Annotated in this window: 15 protein-coding genes and 1 pseudogene; 9 read left to right on the top strand and 7 right to left on the bottom strand. The window is 71.6% G+C overall.

Translation table 11 applies throughout. The annotated features are described in order from the left end of the window. Nucleotides 1-40 precede the first annotated feature (40 nt). On the bottom strand, nt 41-2,755 hold the full coding sequence (gene acnA, locus ACZ79I_RS30465; protein ID WP_471501423.1) for an aconitate hydratase AcnA: 2,715 nt from the start codon (nt 2,753-2,755) through the stop codon (nt 41-43). Nucleotides 2,756-3,063: 308 nt separating this feature from the next. Between acnA and ACZ79I_RS30460 the strand changes: the two genes are divergently transcribed. Continuing rightward, nucleotides 3,064-4,593, top strand: a complete 1,530-nt coding sequence (locus ACZ79I_RS30460; protein WP_471501421.1) for a helix-turn-helix domain-containing protein — start codon at nt 3,064-3,066, stop codon at nt 4,591-4,593. 225 nt (nt 4,594-4,818) lie between these two features. Here the strand turns inward: ACZ79I_RS30460 and ACZ79I_RS30455 are convergent, their stop codons facing one another. Further along, entirely contained in the window at nt 4,819-5,871 is a 1,053-nt protein-coding gene (locus tag ACZ79I_RS30455) for an RHS repeat-associated core domain-containing protein (RefSeq protein WP_471501419.1), read from the bottom strand. 4 nt (nt 5,872-5,875) lie between these two features. On the opposite strand from ACZ79I_RS30455, the gene ACZ79I_RS30450 reads away from it, so the two are divergent. The 5 genes from ACZ79I_RS30450 to ACZ79I_RS30430 all read left to right on the top strand — a co-directional run bounded on the left by ACZ79I_RS30450 (nt 5,876) and on the right by ACZ79I_RS30430 (nt 10,307). Beyond that, a complete protein-coding gene (locus ACZ79I_RS30450) occupies nt 5,876-6,124 on the top strand; it encodes a hypothetical protein (RefSeq protein WP_471501417.1) in 249 nt (82 codons plus the stop codon). 481 nt (nt 6,125-6,605) lie between these two features. Next, a complete protein-coding gene (locus ACZ79I_RS30445) occupies nt 6,606-6,950 on the top strand; it encodes a hypothetical protein (RefSeq protein ID WP_471501415.1) in 345 nt (114 codons plus the stop codon). Nucleotides 6,951-7,035: 85 nt separating this feature from the next. Then, nucleotides 7,036-7,719 (top strand): ABC transporter ATP-binding protein, encoded by a 684-nt coding sequence (locus tag ACZ79I_RS30440; RefSeq protein WP_471501413.1) that lies wholly within the window; start codon nt 7,036-7,038, stop codon nt 7,717-7,719. Then, nucleotides 7,719-9,878: a permease gene (locus ACZ79I_RS30435; protein ID WP_471501411.1), complete on the top strand. Its 2,160-nt coding sequence runs from the start codon at nt 7,719-7,721 to the stop codon at nt 9,876-9,878. Before ACZ79I_RS30440 ends, ACZ79I_RS30435 begins: the two co-directional genes overlap by 1 nt. Nucleotides 9,879-10,112: 234 nt before the next feature. After that, a complete protein-coding gene (locus tag ACZ79I_RS30430; protein ID WP_471501409.1) occupies nt 10,113-10,307 on the top strand; it encodes a DUF5999 family protein in 195 nt (64 codons plus the stop codon). Nucleotides 10,308-10,315: 8 nt separating this feature from the next. On the opposite strand, the gene ACZ79I_RS30425 is transcribed toward ACZ79I_RS30430, so the two are convergent. After that, nucleotides 10,316-10,714 (bottom strand): RidA family protein, encoded by a 399-nt coding sequence (locus ACZ79I_RS30425; RefSeq protein WP_471501407.1) that lies wholly within the window; start codon nt 10,712-10,714, stop codon nt 10,316-10,318. Continuing rightward, entirely contained in the window at nt 10,711-12,021 is a 1,311-nt protein-coding gene (locus ACZ79I_RS30420; RefSeq protein WP_471501405.1) for an acyl-CoA dehydrogenase family protein, read from the bottom strand. The genes ACZ79I_RS30425 and ACZ79I_RS30420 overlap by 4 nt, the downstream gene beginning before the upstream one ends. 135 nt (nt 12,022-12,156) lie before the next feature. Between ACZ79I_RS30420 and ACZ79I_RS30415 the strand changes: the two genes are divergently transcribed. Next, entirely contained in the window at nt 12,157-13,905 is a 1,749-nt protein-coding gene (locus ACZ79I_RS30415) for an AMP-binding protein (RefSeq protein ID WP_471501403.1), read from the top strand. Nucleotides 13,906-13,920: 15 nt separating this feature from the next. After that, nucleotides 13,921-14,748: a PaaX family transcriptional regulator gene (locus tag ACZ79I_RS30410; protein ID WP_471501401.1), complete on the top strand. Its 828-nt coding sequence runs from the start codon at nt 13,921-13,923 to the stop codon at nt 14,746-14,748. A 3-nt stretch (nt 14,749-14,751) separates the two neighbouring features. On the opposite strand, the gene ACZ79I_RS30405 is transcribed toward ACZ79I_RS30410, so the two are convergent. Next, nucleotides 14,752-17,019, bottom strand: a complete 2,268-nt coding sequence (locus ACZ79I_RS30405) for a bifunctional salicylyl-CoA 5-hydroxylase/oxidoreductase (protein WP_471501399.1) — start codon at nt 17,017-17,019, stop codon at nt 14,752-14,754. A 7-nt stretch (nt 17,020-17,026) separates the two neighbouring features. After that, nucleotides 17,027-17,854: an enoyl-CoA hydratase family protein gene (locus ACZ79I_RS30400; RefSeq protein WP_471501397.1), complete on the bottom strand. Its 828-nt coding sequence runs from the start codon at nt 17,852-17,854 to the stop codon at nt 17,027-17,029. 410 nt (nt 17,855-18,264) lie between these two features. On the opposite strand from ACZ79I_RS30400, the gene ACZ79I_RS30395 reads away from it, so the two are divergent. Beyond that, a complete protein-coding gene (locus tag ACZ79I_RS30395) occupies nt 18,265-18,714 on the top strand; it encodes an ATP-binding protein (RefSeq protein ID WP_471501395.1) in 450 nt (149 codons plus the stop codon). Nucleotides 18,715-18,736: 22 nt separating this feature from the next. Here the strand turns inward: ACZ79I_RS30395 and ACZ79I_RS30390 are convergent. Continuing rightward, nucleotides 18,737-18,859: pseudogene (locus ACZ79I_RS30390) on the bottom strand (IS110 family transposase); the annotation flags it as partial. Nucleotides 18,860-18,878 lie beyond the last annotated feature (19 nt).

Raw genomic sequence — 18,878 nt, 5'->3', positions numbered from 1 at the left:
CCGTCGCCGGGGTCGCGGCCCAACCGCCGTGCCGGATCCCTTACTTGCGGATCAGGCTGCGCAGCACGTACTGCATGATGCCGCCGTTGCGGTAGTAGTCGGCCTCACCGGGGGTGTCGATGCGGACGACCGCGTCGAACTCGACCCCGGTGTCGGTGGTGACCTTGACCGTGCGCGGGGTGGTGCCGTTGTTCAGCTCCTCCACGCCGGTGAAGGAGAAGGTCTCCTCGCCGGTCAGGCCGAGGGACCCGGCCGAGGCGCCCTCCGGGAACTGCAGCGGCAGGACGCCCATGCCGATGAGGTTCGAGCGGTGGATGCGCTCGTACGACTCGGCGATGACGGCCTTGACGCCGAGGAGTGCCGTGCCCTTGGCCGCCCAGTCGCGGGACGAACCGGAGCCGTACTCCTTGCCGGCCAGGACGACCAGCGGGATGCCCTGCTCGATGTAGTTGCGGGAGGCGTCGTAGATGAAGGAGACCGGGGCGCCCTCCTGCGTGAAGTCACGCGTGTAGCCGCCCTCGGTGCCCGGCGCGATCTGGTTGCGCAGGCGGATGTTGGCGAACGTACCGCGGATCATGACCTCGTGGTTGCCGCGGCGGGAGCCGTAGCTGTTGAAGTCGCGGCGCTCGACACCGTGCTCGGTGAGGTACTTGCCCGCCGGGGTGTCGGCCTTGATCGCACCGGCCGGGGAGATGTGGTCGGTGGTGACGGAGTCGCCCAGCTTGGCCAGCACACGGGCGCCGGCGATGTCGGAGACCGGCTCCGGGTCCATGCCCATGCCCTCGAAGTAGGGGGGCTTGCGGACGTACGTCGACTCCGCGTCCCACTCGAAGGTGTTGCCGGTCGGGATGGGCAGCGCCTGCCACTGCGCGTCGCCGGCGAAGACGTCGCTGTAGGACTTGGTGAACATGTCCTCGCCGATGGCGCTCGCGACGACCTCGTTGACCTCGGCCTCGCTGGGCCAGATGTCCGTCAGGTGGACCGGGTTGCCGTCCTGGTCGGTGCCCAGGGCGTCCCTGGTGATGTCCACCTTCATGGAACCGGCGATGGCGTAGGCGACGACCAGCGGCGGGGACGCCAGGTAGTTCATCTTGACGTCGGGGTTGATGCGGCCCTCGAAGTTCCGGTTGCCGGAGAGGACCGAGACGACGGCGAGGTCGTGGTCGTTGACGGCCTTGGAGACCTCCTCCGGCAGCGGGCCGGAGTTGCCGATGCAGGTGGTGCAGCCGTAGCCGACGAGGTTGAAGCCGAGCTTGTCGAGGTACGGGGTCAGTCCGGCCTTGTCGAAGTAGTCGGTGACGACCTTGGAGCCCGGGGCGAGGGTGCTCTTCACCCACGGCTTGCGGGTCAGGCCCTTCTCGACCGCCTTCTTGGCCACCAGCGCGGCGGCGACCATGACGTACGGGTTGGAGGTGTTGGTGCAGGAGGTGATGGCCGCGACGGCCACCGCACCGTGGTCCAGCTCGTAGGTGGTGCCGTCGGGGGCGGTGACCGGGACCGGGTTGGCCGGTACGCCGTTGTGGACGGCCGGGGCGTCGGAGGCCGGGAAGGACTCCTTGCCCGCCTCGTCGGCGGTGTCGACGTAGTTGCGGACGTCCTGCTTGAACTGCTCGGCGGCGTTCGCCAGGACGATGCGGTCCTGCGGGCGCTTCGGGCCGGCGATGGAGGGGACGACCGTGGACAGGTCGAGCTCCAGCTTCTCGGAGAACTCCGGCTCCGCCTTCGGGTCCAGCCAGAGGCCCTGCTCCTTGGCGTACGCCTCGACGAGGGCGACCTGCTGCGGGGAGCGGCCGGTCAGGCGCAGGTAGTTGAGGGTCTCCTCGTCGATCGGGAAGATCGCGGCGGTGGAGCCGAACTCCGGCGACATGTTGCCGATGGTGGCGCGGTTGGCGAGGGAGGTGGCGGCGACGCCCTCGCCGTAGAACTCGACGAACTTGCCGACCACGCCGTGCTTGCGGAGCATCTCGGTGATGGTGAGCACCAGGTCGGTGGCGGTGGTGCCGGGCTTGAGCTCACCGGTCAGCTTGAAGCCCACCACGCGCGGGATGAGCATGGAGACCGGCTGGCCGAGCATCGCGGCCTCGGCCTCGATGCCGCCGACGCCCCAGCCGAGGACACCGAGGCCGTTGACCATGGTGGTGTGCGAGTCGGTGCCCACCAGGGTGTCGGGGTACGCCTTGCCGTCGCGGACCATGACGACGCGGGCCAGCTTCTCGATGTTGACCTGGTGGACGATGCCGGTGCCCGGCGGGACGACCTTGAACTCGTCGAAGGCGGTCTGGCCCCAGCGCAGGAACTGGTAGCGCTCCTTGTTGCGGCCGTACTCCAGCTCGACGTTCACCTTGAAGGCGTCGTTCGTGCCGAACTTGTCGGCGATGACGGAGTGGTCGATGACCAGCTCGGCCGGGGCCAGCGGGTTGATCTTCGCCGGGTCGCCGCCGAGCTCCTTGACGGCCTCGCGCATGGTGGCGAGGTCGACGACGCAGGGTACGCCGGTGAAGTCCTGCATGATCACGCGGGCCGGCGTGAACTGGATCTCCTGCGACGGCTGGGCCTGGGAGTCCCAGTCGCCGAGGGCGCGGATGTGGTCGGCGGTGATGTTCGCGCCGTCCTCGGTGCGGAGCAGGTTCTCCAGCAGGACCTTGAGGCTGTACGGCAGGCGGGCCGAGCCCTCCACCTTGTCCAGCCGGAAGATCTCGTACGACTCGTCGCCCACCTGCAGCGTGCTGCGGGCGTCGAAGCTGTTCGCCGACACGACAGTCTCCTTCATTGATGTGCGCGTACCACCGCAATCCTGCCGCCACGACGCCTCGGCCGCTTCGGCAAGGTAAGGCTAAGTTAGGTAACCCTTACCGCCGGGGCGGCTGCGGTGCGCCTCGGCAGATATCTCGATGTCGAGATAACTCTAGTACATGGGGGCCGGATGGTCATGCGAGACCCGGATCACGCCCCGCCCCGGCGCGGCCCCGCACCGCACCGCGACCCGCGCGGCCCCGGCACCCTCCGCCACCCGAACGGACCCCACAAGAGGCGCCATCTCATATCTGAGATAACCTCAGCCTCATGTCCGACGACTACCTCGTACGCATCGGCAAGCTCATCCGTGACGCCCGGCAACACCGGGGCTGGACCCAGGCGCAGCTCGCGGAGGCACTCGGCACCAGTCAGAGCGCCGTGAACCGGATCGAGCGCGGCAATCAGAACCTCAGCCTTGAGATGATCGCCCGAATCGGTGAAGCCCTGGACAGTGAGATCGTGTCGCTGGGGTATGCGGGCCCCATGCATCTTCGGGTGGTCGGCGGCCGCCGGCTCTCCGGCGCCATCGACGTGAAGACGAGCAAGAACGCCTGTGTGGCCCTGCTGTGCGCCTCGCTGCTGAACAGCGGACGCACGGTCCTGCGCCGGGTCGCCCGGATCGAGGAGGTCTACCGCCTGCTGGAGGTGCTCGGGTCGATCGGCGTGCGGACCCGGTGGATCAACGAGGGAGTCGATCTGGAGATCGTGCCGCCCGCCGGCCTCGACCTGGACGCCATCGACGCCGAGGCGGCCCGCCGTACGCGGTCCATCATCATGTTCCTCGGTCCGCTGCTGCACCGCATGGACCGCTTCAAGCTGCCGTACGCGGGCGGCTGCGACCTGGGCACGCGCACCGTCGAGCCGCATATGATCGCGCTGCGCCGGTTCGGGCTCGACGTCACCGCCACGGAGGGGCAGTACCACGCGGTGGTGGACCGGTCGGTCCGTCCCCGCCGCCCCATCGTCCTGACCGAGCGCGGCGACACCGTGACCGAGAACGCCCTGCTCGCCGCCGCCCGCCACGACGGCGTCACGGTCATCCGCAACGCCTCCTCCAACTACATGGTCCAGGACCTCTGCTTCTTCCTGGAGGCGCTCGGCGTCCGGATCGAGGGCATCGGCACCACCACGCTCACCGTGCACGGCGTGCCCACCATCGACGTCGACGTGGACTACTCCCCCTCCGAGGACCCGGTCGAGGCGATGAGCCTGATCGCCGCCGCGGTCGTCACCGAGTCCGAGCTCACGGTCCGGCGCGTGCCGATCGAGTTCCTGGAGATCGAGCTCGCGGTGCTGGAGGAGATGGGGCTCGACCACGACCGCACGCCCGAGTACGTGGCCGACAACGGCCGCACGCGGCTGGTGGACCTGACCGTGCGGCCCTCCAAACTGGAGGCGCCGATCGACAAGATCCACCCGATGCCCTTCCCCGGCCTGAACATCGACAACGTCCCGTTTTTCGCGGCCATCGCGGCCTCCGCGCAGGGCAAGACGCTGATCCACGACTGGGTGTACGACAACCGGGCCATCTACCTCACGGACCTGAACCGGCTCGGCGGGCGGCTGCAGCTCCTCGACCCGCACCGGGTCCTGGTGGAGGGCCCCACCCGCTGGCGCGCCGCCGAGATGATGTGCCCGCCCGCACTGCGGCCCGCCGTCGTCGTGCTGCTGGCGATGATGGCGGCGGAGGGCACGTCCGTGCTGCGGAACGTGTACGTCATCAACCGCGGCTACGAGGACCTGGCCGAGCGGCTCAACACGGTGGGGGCGCAGATCGAGACGTTCCGGAACATCTGACGGGCGGACGCTGCCGGACCCTGTCCGACCTGCGCTGAGGCGAGTCCGGAGCGGGCGCGGCGGGCCCCTGTGGGACTTCTCTGCGACTTCGGCCGGGGCCGAGCTACTGCCCGCTCGTCCAGGCTGTGCTCGAGCCGTCGTGGCCCGATTCGCCGTCTCGCTTGGCGTACTTTCTGGGGAGCGCGGCCGCATGAACCGGTTGTGGTTCATGCGGCCGCACCGCACTCATCCGAGGGGTTGGAGCCCGCGTCGGCGCATGAAGGCAACCGCCCTGCCCGTGTCTTGGCCGACTGGGCGGGCGGGGGAAGTGACCTCCCCCTTGATCACCTTGAACCTGTCGCATGTGGCGGTTGTCACGGCTGCCGAAAAGGCAACGGCGAGAACCTCTGCCAGCATGCTGTTGACGCCGGCTTCCGGGAACGGCGTGATGTTGTGGAACGCTTCGTGCTCGTGGCGTTCCAGCCAGTCCTTGTCAGCCGACACGGTCAGCCACTCCCCGGCGGACTGGATCCGGACATTCCCCGCGCCCAGGGTCAGAGCTTCGGTGGCGATCATGCCTGCCAGTTCGACGGCGTCGTAGGTACCCGAGCGGAAGAACTGGCTCTCATTCCTCCGCAGGTAACCCATCACGTCGGGTTGGGCGATGTCGTCAGGGTGATATCTCAATGCCGCCGTCCCGTCTGAGCCGATTGAAGAGGTTGAAAGCCGATGGGGGATGTGGAACTCGTAACCCTGGAATCTCGGCGACTTCGGTGATTCCGGAATCTTCCGGGTCACGGCTCCGGCCTCCTCGAGCTTGCTCATCGCCGTATCCGTGATCTTGACCTGCTGTCGGAGCATGTATTCGGCTCGGTAGAGCCGGTAGGTGGGGCGGAGGGGGAGGTATTTGTCAACGAAGGCTCCGGCGCCACCGTTCTGGCCGGTGAAGGCGTCGTGAGCGTCGCCGAGGAACTCGAAGGGTGATTTGAAGACCTGGACGAAGGCGTCACCGAAGATCTTGAGGGCCTGGCCGAAGCTGTGGACGTGCTCGTCGTCGGGGTCCTGCGGCGCCAGGCCACTGGGGTCGGTGAGGAAGGTGGGTGTGTTGTTGGCGTAGGCGTAGGCCGAGGTGTACGGGCTGGAGCGGTCGGGGGTGGCCGGGTCGGGACGGTTGAAGCGGCCTGTGGCCGGTGTGTACTGGCGGGCGTGCAGGTCGAGGTTGCCCGTGGTGGTCTCGTAGCGGGCGCCGGTGTAGGACGGTGTGCTCGCCGGTGCGCCGCTGGTGGTGGTGTTCAGCACCCGGGTGCCGAATGGGTCGTGGGCCCAGGCGCGCGACCTGGGCGCCTTCTTGTGGCTGCTGGCCGGCGGCTTCGGCCCCTGGGAGGCTGCCGCCTCGTACGAGCCCGACTGGGTTCCGCACCCCGATCGTGAACTGACGGCCATCGCCGAGCGATGCGCACCGGACCACCGGGCTCCGGCAGCTGCCGTGATCGAGGAGACCACGCGAGAGTTCCCGGACTTCGACGACTCCATCATGGAACTCTGCCGCTGAACCCGGTCCCCCGCGGCCCGGTCCCCCGCGGCCCGCTCCCCGGCGGCCGCACCCGTGGCCGCCCAGCAGGGCACCCCGCCTTCGTCCGTCCGCCGGTGGAGGCGGCCTCGCCACCGATCGATTCCCGCCAACAGGCGGCTGCGGCCCCGGTCACGTCGCCGTCGCCATGTGTTCGGGACCTGGCGCGCCGTCGTGATCCGTTTCCGTTCGACACCGTGACCGTCCCATGGTGAGCCGCCGTCCACGACTCGTTCCGGTTCTCTCCGGACTCTCACCTACAACCACCGGACATGACCTACTTAACCCGATATAGAGCCCCAGGCCGACATTGGGTCGTCCCCCCGCAACCTCCAGGCTTCCCGAGCGTCACCTGTGTGATAGTTGCGCCAACTGGGGCGACAGCCCAAAGCCGTGGCATCGGCGCCATGTCATGGCAACTCGGCTTTTCGCACCCAACAGATGACCAAGCAGGGGGAACAGAATGAAGAAGGTCAGATTCGTCGCCGCCGCGCTGCTCACCGCGGCGCTCGCCGTACCCACGGCCACGGCTGTCGCCGCCGACGCCTACGGCGGCGGTGCGCACGCCTGGTCACCGGCCGGCGGTGACAGCGGGAAGATATCCGTCAAGGACAACAGCAAGGACGGGGACCCGGTGAAGGCCGAGTACTACCGCACGGCCAGCCCGGACACGAAGCGGACGCTGTGGAACCACAGCGGCCCGGGCACCACCGCCACCTCGGGCGACGGCTCCCGGATCTACAAGTTCAAGGCGTGCGACGAGAACTACGGCAACCCGGACGACTGCTCCGGCTGGGTCATCCCGTAAGCCGGCACCCCACGGATGCTCCTGCCGCGCCGGCCCGCACGGGCCGGCGCGGCGTTCCCTTTTCTGACACAAGAGGCCAGATTCTGTGAAACCACGTGATTCGTCCGGGCTCCGGGTGAGCGGTCTGTGCTACCGGGTGGAGGGACGAACCCTCCTCGACGGCGTCGCGCTGTCCGTCTCCCCCGGCGAGTCGGTCGCGGTGACCGGCCCCAGCGGCTCCGGCAAGTCGACGCTCCTCATGTGCATCCTCGGCCTGATCAAGCCGCAGGCGGGCACGATCACCGCCGGGGGCCGGGAGATCACCGGACTCGGGTCCGCGCAGCTCGCCCGGGCACGGCGCGACACCCTCGGCATGGTGTTCCAGTTCGGTGAACTCCTCCCCGAACTCAGCCCGGTGGAGAACGTCGCACTGCCGGTCCTGCTCGACGGCGGCCGGCCCCAGGACGCCTACCGGCGCGCGGAGGAACTCCTCGGCGAACTCGGCGTCCCCGTCGGCACCACCCCCACCGGGATGCTCTCCGGGGGCGAGCGCCAGCGCACCGCGGTGGCCCGCGCCCTGATCACCGAGCCCGCCGTTCTCCTGGCCGACGAGCCCACCGGCGCCCTCGACCCCGAGGCCAAGGAGGGCGTGGCCCGCCTGCTGTTCAGCGCCGCCCGCGACCGCGGCTGCGCGCTGCTCCTGGTGACGCACGATCCCTCGGTGGCCGGTCGGGCGGACCGCCGCCATGAACTGCACGGCGGGATCCTGGCCGAAGCAGGAGCCGTCTGATGCTCACCCGAACGCGTACCGCGGGCACGCTGGTCCGGGTCGGGCTCGCCGCAGGCCGGTCCGGTCCCGGCGACCGCCTGCGCTGGTGGGGCCTGTTCGGTGCCGCCCTCGCCGTCGCCTTCGTCACTCTCGCGACCGTGGCCACCCTGGCCACGTACGACGGCCGCGAGAACCGCGCGGACGCCCGCGGACCGGTGATCACCGGCAGCGGTCATGCCGCGCTGCTGTACCGGGAAGGCGCCGACGCCATCGGCGCACGGCCCGTATCCGTCGTGTTCGTCCACCCCCTCACAGCCGACGCCCCGGTCCCCGCCGGCGTGCCCCGCTGGCCCGGGCCGGGCGAGGTACTGCTCTCGCCCGAACTCCTCCGTACCGGCGACACGGAGGGAATCCGCACCCGGTACGGGTCGTTCGCCGGAACCATCACCACCGACGGCCTGGTCACCCCCTCCGAGAGGATCGCCTACGTCCACGTGGCGCAGGCCCCGCCGAAGAGCGATCACCGATGGCTGCCCGTGGCCGCCTTCGGAGGCGGCGGCGGAGCGACCGGGGAAATGGCCGACCAAGCTCCCGTGACGTCTCCCCTCACGGCCATGTGGGCGCTGACGGGCCTGCCCGCCCTCGCCCTGGTCGTGATCAGTGCACGGGTCGGTTCCCGCTCGCGCGACCGGCGCAGCAGTCTGCTGCAGGCCCTCGGCGGGACATGGCGTCACCGCATGATCGTCAACATCGGTGAAGCCGCCCTCCCGGCGGCGCTGGGAACCCTCGCCGCATTCGTCCCGTACACCGTCGCCTCCGTGGCGGACATCCGCCTGGCGCCCACCGGATACCTCCTCGACCACCGCGACGTGGCGGACGCCTGGCCCACCGCCGCCGGGGCGGGAGTCGTCTCCCTGCTGGCCGTGCTGGGCATCGTCGTGGCCACGCACCGTGTCCACCGGGACGGCGGATCCACCCGCCCGACATCGTTCACCTCCCGTGTTCCCGCCTGGCGGCTGGTGGTCTGCGGAGCCGGTGTCGCGCTGGTCCTGGCCAGCCAGTACGTGCCCCGCAAGGCTCAACTGATCGTGTTCACCGGCGGAACCGTCGTGATGTGGGCGTTCCTGTCCTCCGTCGTGGCCCTCGCCACCCGCCGTCTGGGCGCCTGGCTCGCCGACAACGGCCGGCGCCGGGGCCACCCGGGCCGCATGATCGGCGGACGGTGGACCCACGCGCACCCCGGCGTCATCGTCCGCCTCGCGCTGGCCATGGTGATCGGCATCGGAATCGTCGCCCAGATGCAGGTGTGGACCAGCAGACTCGGAGAGCACGCACAAGCCGCGGTCGCCACCCACCAGCGCATCAAGGACACCGTGATCGAGCTGACCACCAGCGGCATGACCGCGGCGCAGACGGACCGGTTGCGCACCTCCCTTCCCTCAGGGTCGATTCTGCTGACCCGCACCCTGCACGACCCCGGACCGCCGAAGGACCCGTGGGTGTCGATCGAAGGGTCCTGCCGGGACCTGCGCACGCTGCACGTCGCCTGCACCGGCGGCACGAGGACCGCGGCCGCAGGCAGCGCGCAGGTGGACGAACTGCGCCGCTGGTACGGAGACATCGAGTTCAGCCCGGCATCCCGGATCACGGTGAAGGCGGACGGCACCCAGTCCCTCCTCGTCGTGACCCCCGCACCGGGACAGCTCGCCGCGGTCAAGCAGGCCGCGTACACGCTCCCCGACCCGTCCGTCCAGGTCACAGAGCTCGGCGGGACCTGGCTGGGGTCCTCCCGTACCCGCCTTCCGAACTGGATCCAGCTGTTCGGCGTCACCGGCCTCCTCTTCCTTCTGGTAGCCGGCGCGGTGAGCGCGGCGGCAGAGTTCGTACGGATCCGCCACGCTCTCGCCCCGCTGTCCGTCCTGACCGGCCGCCGCCGCGTGTTCCGCTCCGTGAGCTCATGGCACCTGACCGTTCCCCTGCTCATCTCCACAGTGGTGACGGGCGCAGTGACCGCATGGCATTCGGTGTTCTTCATCGCCCTGGTACAGGAAGGCTCCGTGTCCTGGACCGTCCTGGCGGCCGGCACGGCGACATGTGCCGTGGTCTCGCTCGCCGTCGGCCTCCTCGGTGCGCGCGCGGCGGCACGAGAGGCCGACCAGTGGAGGCCCACGGCCGACTGACTCAGCCGCCTCCGGGCCGGCCACGATGCGGATGACCGGGTCACGGTCGAGTTCACGGGGAGGCCGCCGGGGCCCTTCGTGGCGAATCGGCACCGGCCGTCCGCGAACCGTCAGGGAGTTGTCCGTATCGTGTCACGCTTCCCGGCCGGCGGTTCCGATGAGCCGGCCGGCGGAGCATGGTCGTGTCCAGGGAGGCGGCGATCCGGCCGCCCGCCCCTCACCCGGAGGTGCGCCATGTGTTCCCACCAGCCCACGTGCCACGCTGCCGGCACCACCGCCCCGCACGTCGTCGCCGCCCACCCGGAGCAGGGCTGGAGCCTTCTGTGCAACGGCGTGATCGTCTTCGACGACACCGGTGAACTGCTCCCCGACGGCAGTGTGATCGCTCCGCGCCGGGTGCCGATGGAGCGCCTCGCCATGGCGGCCTGACGCGCGGGCTACGGGAGCACGGCGAAGCCGTCGAGTTCCACGAGGGCTTCCTCGTCCCAGAGGCGGACGGCCCCCACGACGGCCATCGCGGGGTAGTCGCGGCCCGCCGAGTCCCGCCAGATGCGCCCGAGTTCGGCGGCGTGTGCGCGGTAGTCGGCCACGTCGGCGGCGTAGACGGTGACCCGGGCGAGGTCCGCGGGGGTCCCGCCGGCCGCACGCAGGGCGGTGAGCAGGTTGGTGAGCGCCCGCTCGAACTGCTCGGGCAGCGTGTCGCCGACCACCTTGCCGTCCGTGTCGAGGGCGGTCTGGCCCGCCAGGAAGACCAGCCGGGTGCCGGTGGCGACGACGGCGTGCGAGAAGCCGGTGGGCGGGGAGAGTTCGGGCGGGTTCACGCGTTCGGCGGTCACGGTGCGGCCTCCACGGTCAACCCGGTCGTCCCGGTTGCTGTGGTCGTCCCGGTCCCTGTGGTCATCCCGGTCCCTGTGGTCATCCCGGTCCCTGTGGTCATCCCGGTCCCTGTGGTCATCCCGGTCCCTGTGGTCATCCCGGTCCCTGTGGTCATCCCGGTCCCTGTGGTCATCCCGGTCTCCGTGCTCCGCACGGCCGCGTACAGCTCCTTGGCGATGATGCCGCGCTGGACCTCGCTCGCGCCCTCGTAGATCCGGGGGGCGCGCACCTCGCGGTAGAGGTGTTCGAGGAGGTGGCCGCGGCGCAGGGCGCGGGCGCCGTGCAGCTGGACGGCCGTGTCGACGACGTACTGCGCGGTCTCGGTGGCGAGCAGCTTGGCCATGGCGGACCGGCGTGGCACGTCCGGGGCGCCTTCGTCGTACGCGGTCGCCGCCGCGTACACCATGAGGCGGGCCGCCTCCGTGCGCAGGGCCATCTCGGCGACCTGGTGGGAGACCGCCTGAAGGTCCTTCAGCTTGCCGCCGAACGCGTCCCGTCCGGCGGTGTGGGCGAGCGTCGCGTCGAGGGCCGCCTGCGCCATGCCGACCGCGAAGGCGCCGACGCTGGGACGGAACAGGTTGAGGGTGGTCATGGCGACACGGAAGCCCCGGTCCGGCTCGCCGAGGACGTCGTCCGCGGTCACGGGCACGGCGTCGAAGGAGAGGACGCCGATGGGGTGCGGCGAGAGCATGTCGAGCGGGGCGCCGCTCAGGCCGGGGCGGTCGGCGGGCACGAGGAACGCGGTCACGCCCCGGGAGCCGGCCCCGGGGGTGGTGCGGGCGAAGACGGTGTAGAAGCCGGCCTCGGGTGCGTTGGAGATCCAGCACTTCTCACCGGTGAGCCGCCAGCCGGACGGGGGATCGGGCCGCGCCGTGAGGGTCAGCGCCGCCGCGTCCGAGCCCGCGTCCGGTTCCGTCAGGGCGAAGGCCGCCACGGTGGTGCCCGCGCGGACGCCGGGCAGCCAGCGGGCGCGCTGGGCCGGCGTACCGTGTGCGTGCACCGGATGCGCGCCCAGGCCCTGGAGGGCGAGCGCCGTCTCGGCCTCCGTGCAGGCGTACGCCAGGGACTCCCGCATCAGGCACAGCTCCAGCGCGCCGGAGGTGAACAGGCGTTCCAGCAGGCCGAGTTGCCCGAGTTCGGCGACGAGTGCGCGATTGACGCGGCCCGGCTCGCCCCGCTCCGCGAGCGGCCGCAGCCGCCGCACGGCCAGTGTGCGCAGCTCCGCGCTGCGGGCGGTCTGTGCCGGATCGAGCGAGAATGCGGTCATTGCCGGTCCCCTCTCCTGGCGGTGCATCAGGGGTGCGCGCCTCGACGACCCAGACCGTATCGCGGGCCATTGACTGTCGTCACCAACACGATACGCTCCCTGTGCGAGCCCACCACGACGAGGGGGCGAACCGCCATGGACCACAGGGACGCCACAAGCGCCACCACGGACCCGGACCCGGACAGCGGCACGGCCGCCGGAAGTGAGGCGGGCGCCCCCACCGCCCATCACGACACCTTCGCCCGCGACCATCTCCCGCCCCGTGAGCAGTGGCCGCGCCTCCGCTTCGACCTGCCCGGGCTGCGTTACCCCGAACGGCTGAACGCGGCCGCCGAACTGCTCGCCGGCACCGACCCGGTGCGCCCCGCGTTCCGCACGGCGGACGGCGGCGTGTGGACGTACGGCGAACTGCGCACCCGCGTCGACCGGATCGCCCACGCGCTCACCTCCCGCCTCGGTGTCGTCCCCGGCAACCGCGTCCTGCTGCGCGGCCCGACGACCCCCTGGCTCGCCGCCTGCTGGCTGGCGGTGCTCAAGGCGGGCGCGGTCGCCGTCACCGTCCTCGCCCAGCAGCGCCCGCACGAGCTGCGCACGATGTGCGAGATCGCCCGGGTCGGCCACGCCCTGTGCGACGTCCGCGCCGCCGACGACCTGGTGAAGGCCGGCGTGCCCGGGCTGCGCATCACCGCCTACGGCGGCGACGGCCCCGACGACCTGCTGCGCCTGCCGGCACCCGAGGAGCCCTACCCGCCGGTGGCCACGGCCGCGGACGACGTGGCGCTCATCGCCTTCACCTCCGGCACCACGGGCCGCCCGAAGGGCTGTATGCACTTCCACCGGGACGTGCTCGCCATCGCGGACACCTTCTCCCGGCACGTGCTGCGGCCGCGCCCCGAGGACGTGTTCGCGGGCAGCCCCCCGCTGGGCTTCACGTTCGGGCTCGGCGGCCTCGTCGTCTTCCCGCTGCGGGCCGGCGCCAGTGCTCTGCTGCTCGAACAGGCCGGTCCCCGGCAGCTGTTGCCCGCGATCGCCGAGCACCGCGTGTCCGTGCTGTTCACCGCGCCGACCGCGTACCGCGCGATGCTCGACGAGCTGAACGGACACGACGTCGCGTCGCTGCGGCGTTGTGTGTCCGCCGGCGAGAACCTGCCCGCCGCCACCTGGCGGGCCTGGCACGAGCGCACCGGGCTGCGCATCATCAACGGCATCGGCGCCACCGAGCTGCTGCACATCTTCATCTCCGCCGCGGACGACCGGATCCGCCCGGGAACCACCGGAGTTCCGGTGCCGGGGTGGCAGGCGCGCGTGCAGGACGCGCAGGGCAGGCCCGTGCCCGACGGCGAGCCCGGGCTGCTCGCGGTGCGCGGCCCGGTCGGCTGCCGCTATCTCGCCGACCCGCGGCAGCGGGAGTACGTCCAAGGCGGCTGGAACATCACCGGCGACACCTATGTCCGCGAACCCGACGGCTACTTCCGCTATGTCGCCCGCGCCGACGACATGATCATCTCGGCCGGGTACAACATCGCGGGTCCCGAGGTCGAGGACGCCCTGCTGCGCCATCCCGACGTGGTCGAGACGGCGGTCGTCGGGCGGCCCGACGAGGCGCGCGGACAGGTCGTGGTGGCGTACGCGGTCCTCCGCCCAGGGGCGCGGCGCGACCCGGAGGGGCTGCGCGCCTTCCTCAAGGCCGAGCTGGCCCCGTACAAGTGCCCGCGGGAGTTCGTCTTCCTGGACGCGCTGCCGCGCACGGCGACGGGCAAGCTCCAGCGCTTCCGGCTGCGGACGGAGCCCACGGCGCCCGCGCGGGCCGCCGGCGGTACGGTCGACGCGGCGGGCGACGGCACCGGCGTCAACTCCGCACGGGTACAAGGTGATCATGAGTGACGCGGACGATCTAGAGTGATCATCGTGTCCGATCAGCACGCTCCCCGCTCCCTCATCGTCACGTTCTACGGCGCCTACGGCCGCTTCACCCCCGGCCCGGTGCCGGTGGCCGAGCTGATCAGGCTGCTCGGCGCGGTCGGCGTGGACGCGCCGTCCGTACGCTCGTCGGTGTCCCGGCTGAAACGGCGCGGACTGCTGGTGCCCGAGCGCACCGCGGCGGGCGCTGCCGGGTACGCGCTGTCGCCGGACGCCCGGCAGGTGCTCGACGACGGCGACCGGCGCGTGTACGCGACGGCGCCCCCGCGGGACGAGGGCTGGGTGCTCGCGGTGTTCTCCGTGCCGGAGTCGGAGCGGCAGAAGAGGCACCTGCTGCGCTCCCGGCTCGCGGGACTCGGCTTCGGCACCGCGGCCCCAGGGGTGTGGGTCGCCCCGGCACGCCTGTACGAGGAGACCCGCCACACCCTTCAGCGGCTGGGCCTGGACGCGTACGTGGACTTCTTCCGCGGCGAGCACCTCGGTTTCGCGCCGACCGTGGAGGCGGTGACGCGCTGGTGGGACCTGGCCGCGATCGCGGGGCAGCACGAGGCGTTCCTCGACCGCCATGCGCGCGTGCTGCACGCCTGGGAGGACCGCGAGGACACCCCGCCCCAGGAGGCGTACCACGACTACCTGCTCGCCTTGGACTCCTGGCGCCATCTGCCGTACGCCGACCCCGGGCTGCCGGCCGGCCTGCTCCCCCACGACTGGCCGGGGGTCCGCTCGGCCGCCGTCTTCCGGGCGCTGCACGAGCGGCTGCGGGACGCGGGGGCGGTCTTCGCGGGCGTGGCGGACCTGGCGGGGTGAGCCTCAGCCACCGAGCGTGAGCCGGGGCTTCGGGGCGTCCGCGCGCCCGGTCTGCGGGCGCCGGCTGCCCGCCCGGTAGGGCGCGGGCCACGCCACGCCCGGCCCGCTGTACCCCTGCTCGGCCGCCGCGTGCACGGTCCAGTGCGGGTCGTAGAGATGCGGCCGGGCCAGCGCGCACAGATCGGTGCGCCCGGCCAGGATCAGCGAGTTGACGTCGTCCCAGGACGAGATGGCGCCCACCGCGATCACCGGGACGCCGGTCTCGTGGCGGATCCGGTCGGCGTACGGGGTCTGGTACGAGCGCCCGTACGCCGGCCGTTCCCCTGCCACCACCTGCCCGGTGGACACGTCGATCGCGTCGGCGCCGTGCGCGGCGAAGGCGCGGGCGATCTCGACGGCGTCCTCGGCCGTGGTACCGCCCTCGGCCCAGTCGGTCGCGGAGATCCGTACCGTCATGGGCTTCTCCTCGGGCCACACGGCCCGCACGGCGTCGAAGACCTCCAGCGGGAAGCGCAGCCGCTGCGCGAGCGTGCCGCCGTAGGCGTCCTTGCGGTGGTTGGTGAGCGGTGAGAGGAACCCGGAGAGCAGATAGCCGTGGGCGCAGTGGAGTTCGAGGAGGTCGAAGCCGCAGCGGGCGGCGCGCCAGGCCGCGGCCGCGAACTGCTCGCGGATGTCGGTCAGCTGGGCGCGGGACAGCTCGCGGGGCGTCTGGCTCGCCGGCGTGTACGGGATCGGGGAGGCGGCCACCAGCGGCCAGTTGCCCTCGTCCAGCGGCTCGTCCATGCCCTCCCACATCAGCTTGGTGGAGCCCTTGCGGCCGCTGTGCCCGAGCTGCACGCCGATCGCGGTGCCCGGCGCCTGGGCGTGCACGAAGCCGGTGATCCGCCGCCACGCCTCGGCCTGCCGCCCGGTGTAGAGCCCCGCGCAGCCGGGGGTGATGCGGCCCTCGGCGCTCACGCACACCATCTCGGTCATCACCAGGCCCGCCCCGCCGAGCGCCCGCGCGCCCAGGTGGACGAGGTGGAAGTCGCCGGGGACGCCGTCCACCGCCGAGTACATGTCCATCGGCGAGACCACGACCCGGTTGCGCAGGGTCAGCCCGCGCAGCCGGAAGGGGGTGAACATCGGGGGTGTGCCGGGCGGGCAGCCGAACTCGCGCTCCACCGCGTCCGTGAAGCGCGCGTCGCGCAGCCGCAGGTTGTCGTGGGTGACCCGGCGGCTGCGGGTGAGCAGGTTGAAGGCGAACTGCCGGGGCGGCTGGCCGAGGTGGAGGCCGAGGTTCTCGAACCACTCCAGGCTGGCCCAGGCCGCGCGCTGGGTGGAGGCGACGACCGGGCGGCGCTCCTCCTCGTAGGCGGCCAGTGCCTCCGGCAGCGCGGTGTGCTCCCGCAGGCACGCGGCCAGCGCCAGCGCGTCCTCGACCGCCAGCTTGGTGCCCGATCCGATCGAGAAGTGCGCGGTGTGCGCGGCGTCGCCGAGGAGGACCAGATTGCCGTGCGACCAGTGGTCGTTGACGACCGTGCGGAAGGTGGTCCAGGCGGAGTTGTTGGACCGCAGGGACCGGCCGCCCAGCGCGTCCGCGAAGATCTTGGCGCAGCGCTCGATCGACTCGGCGGTCTCCGTCTCGTCGAATCCGGCCGCCCGCCACACCTCCTCGCGCATCTCCACGATCACCGTGGAGGCGTCGGCCGCGAAGGGGTAGCCGTGCAGCTGCATCACGCCGTGCTCGGTCTCGGCGATCTCGAAGCGGAAGGCGTCGAAGGCGACGTCCGCGGCGAGCCAGATGTAGCGGCAGCGGTGCTCCTCGACCGAGGGCCCGAACGCCTCGGCGTACGCCTCACGGGTGGCGCTGTGCACCCCGTCGGCGGCGATCACCAGGTCGTACGTCTCCGCCAGCCAGGCCGGGTAGGGGGCCTCGGTCCTGAAGCGCAGTTCGACCCCGAGGCCGCGGCAGCGTTCGTGCAGGATCTGAAGGAGCCTGCGCCGGCCGAGCGCGGCGAAGCCGTGGCCGCCGGAGGTGTGCCGCACGCCCCGGTGCACGATGTCGATGTCGTCCCAGCGCACGAACTCGGCCTTCAGCGCCTCGTACACGACCGGGTCCGCGTGCTCGATGCCGCCGAGGGTCTCGTCGGACAGCACGACACCGAAGCCGAAGGTGTCGTCGGGTGCGTTGCGCTCCCAGACGGTGACCTCGCGGGAGGGGTCGAGGCGTTTGAGCAGAGCCGCCGCGTAGAGCCCGCCCGGCCCTCCGCCGATCACCGCGACGCGCACGGCCCCGTCACCTCCCCCGCCACTTGGGGGTCCGCTTCTCGGTGAAGGCGGCGTGGAACTCGGCGTAGTCCTCGCCGTTCATCAGCAGCGCCTGGGTCGAGGCGTCCAGTTCCACGGAGGCGGCGAGCGGCATGTCGAGTTCGGCGGTGAGCAGCGCCTTCGTCTGCGCGTAGGCGAGCGCCGGGCCCTCGGCGAGCCGGCGGGCCAGCGCCTGGGCGGCCTCGTCGGCGCGGCCCTCCCCGGTCAGCTCGCTGATCAGCCCGATCCGCTCGGCCTCGGGCGCCCGCACCTGCTCGCCGAGCATGAGCAGCCGGGTGGCGTGCCCGAGCCCCACGACCCGCGGCAGCAGATAGGCGGCGCCCATGTCGCCGCCGGACAGCCCAACCTTGGTGAAGAGGAACGCGAAGCGGGCGGAGGGGTCCGCCACCCGGAAGTCCGCGGCCAGCGCGAGGACGGCGCCGGCACCGGCGGCCGTCCCGTGCACGGCGGCGACCACCGGGAACGGGCACTCCCGCAGGGCCCGTACCACCTGCCCGGTCATGCGGTTGAAGTCGAGCAGCCGGGCGGTGTCCATGGACAGGGTGGCGCCGATGATCTCGTCGACGTCGCCGCCCGAGCAGAAGCCGCGCCCCTCGCCGGCCAGCACCAGGGCCCGCACGGACTTCTCCCGGGACAGCTCGGCGAGCAGGTCGCGCAGGTCGGCGTAGGCGCCGAAGGTGAGCGCGTTGAGTTTCTCGGGGCGGGCCAGTGTCACCGTGGCGACCCCGTCGGCGAACGCGCACCGCAGATGCCGCCAGTCGGAGGTGCGGGCGGCGGAACCGGTGAAGGGACTCATGACGTGCGGCCTCCTCGGACGGGGCGGCGGCTGTCTGCTGTGCTGTTCCCCCCCTGAAGTTATCACTCATTGGTGACTGTCGTCATGATGCCGCGATACAGGGTGGATTCGATCGTGATACGCCCGGATTCTTCGTGAATCCGGTGAACCGTCCCATGATCGGCTCCGTGGAACGGGAAGAGGCGGTCGTGCGCGGTGCGCGCAGGGCGCCGTGTGACAGAGCCGCCCGGCCTGCGTCACACCTTGTCGACAGGCCGGTAACGACGGGTCCGGCCGTGCGCGGCCGGGCGTCGGTAGGGGTACGCAGCCCGGTACCGGGGAGCCGACCGAGTTCCCGGGTCGAGCCCGCCGACCGCCCCTCGCGGGGTGCCCCGTACCATGCCCGAGTCGAAAGCAGGACAGCCTGCGCCATGAACGGACCCGCCTTGCACGAGCCACCCGCCCCCGCCTCCTGGCGGATCGCGCTGCCGCAGACCGCCGCGGCCGTGCCCGTCGCCCGGGCACTGGTCCGTACGGCACTGGCGGAGATCGAGCACGCGGCGGACAGCGACACCGCGGAGCTGCTCACCGCGGAGCTGGTGGCGAACGCCGTGGAGCACGCCACGGGCGACGGTCCGATAGAGCTGGTCGTCGAGCTGATGCCGACGGGGTGCACGGTCGAGGTGCACGATCCGGACCCGGCGCCGCCCGGCAATCTGACCCGCCCGGCCGCGGGGGCGCCCGACCCCTGGCAGGAGCACGGGCGGGGCCTGCTGCTGATCCGGAGCCTCAGCTCGTCCTGCGGTCACCGCGCCACCAAGTCCGGCAAGGCGGTGTGGTTCAGGCTGCCGTCGCTCCCGGGGCCGCGGCGCCCGGTGTGAGGGCCCCGGATGCCCGCTGGACTCAGGTCGGTTCGAGTGATTCGTTCGGTGGTGTGCTGGTCAGGGCGCGATAGACCTCTCGGGCGACGAATCGTTTGAGGCAGCACATGATGTCCTTCTTGTCCAGCCCCTGCTCGGTGCGGCGTTCGAACTGCGAACCCGGT

The organism is Streptomyces sp. PSU-S4-23 (assembly GCF_055632315.1).
The sequence above is the reverse complement of the archived record's forward strand: the minus strand, read 5'-3'. Positions and strand labels throughout refer to the sequence as shown.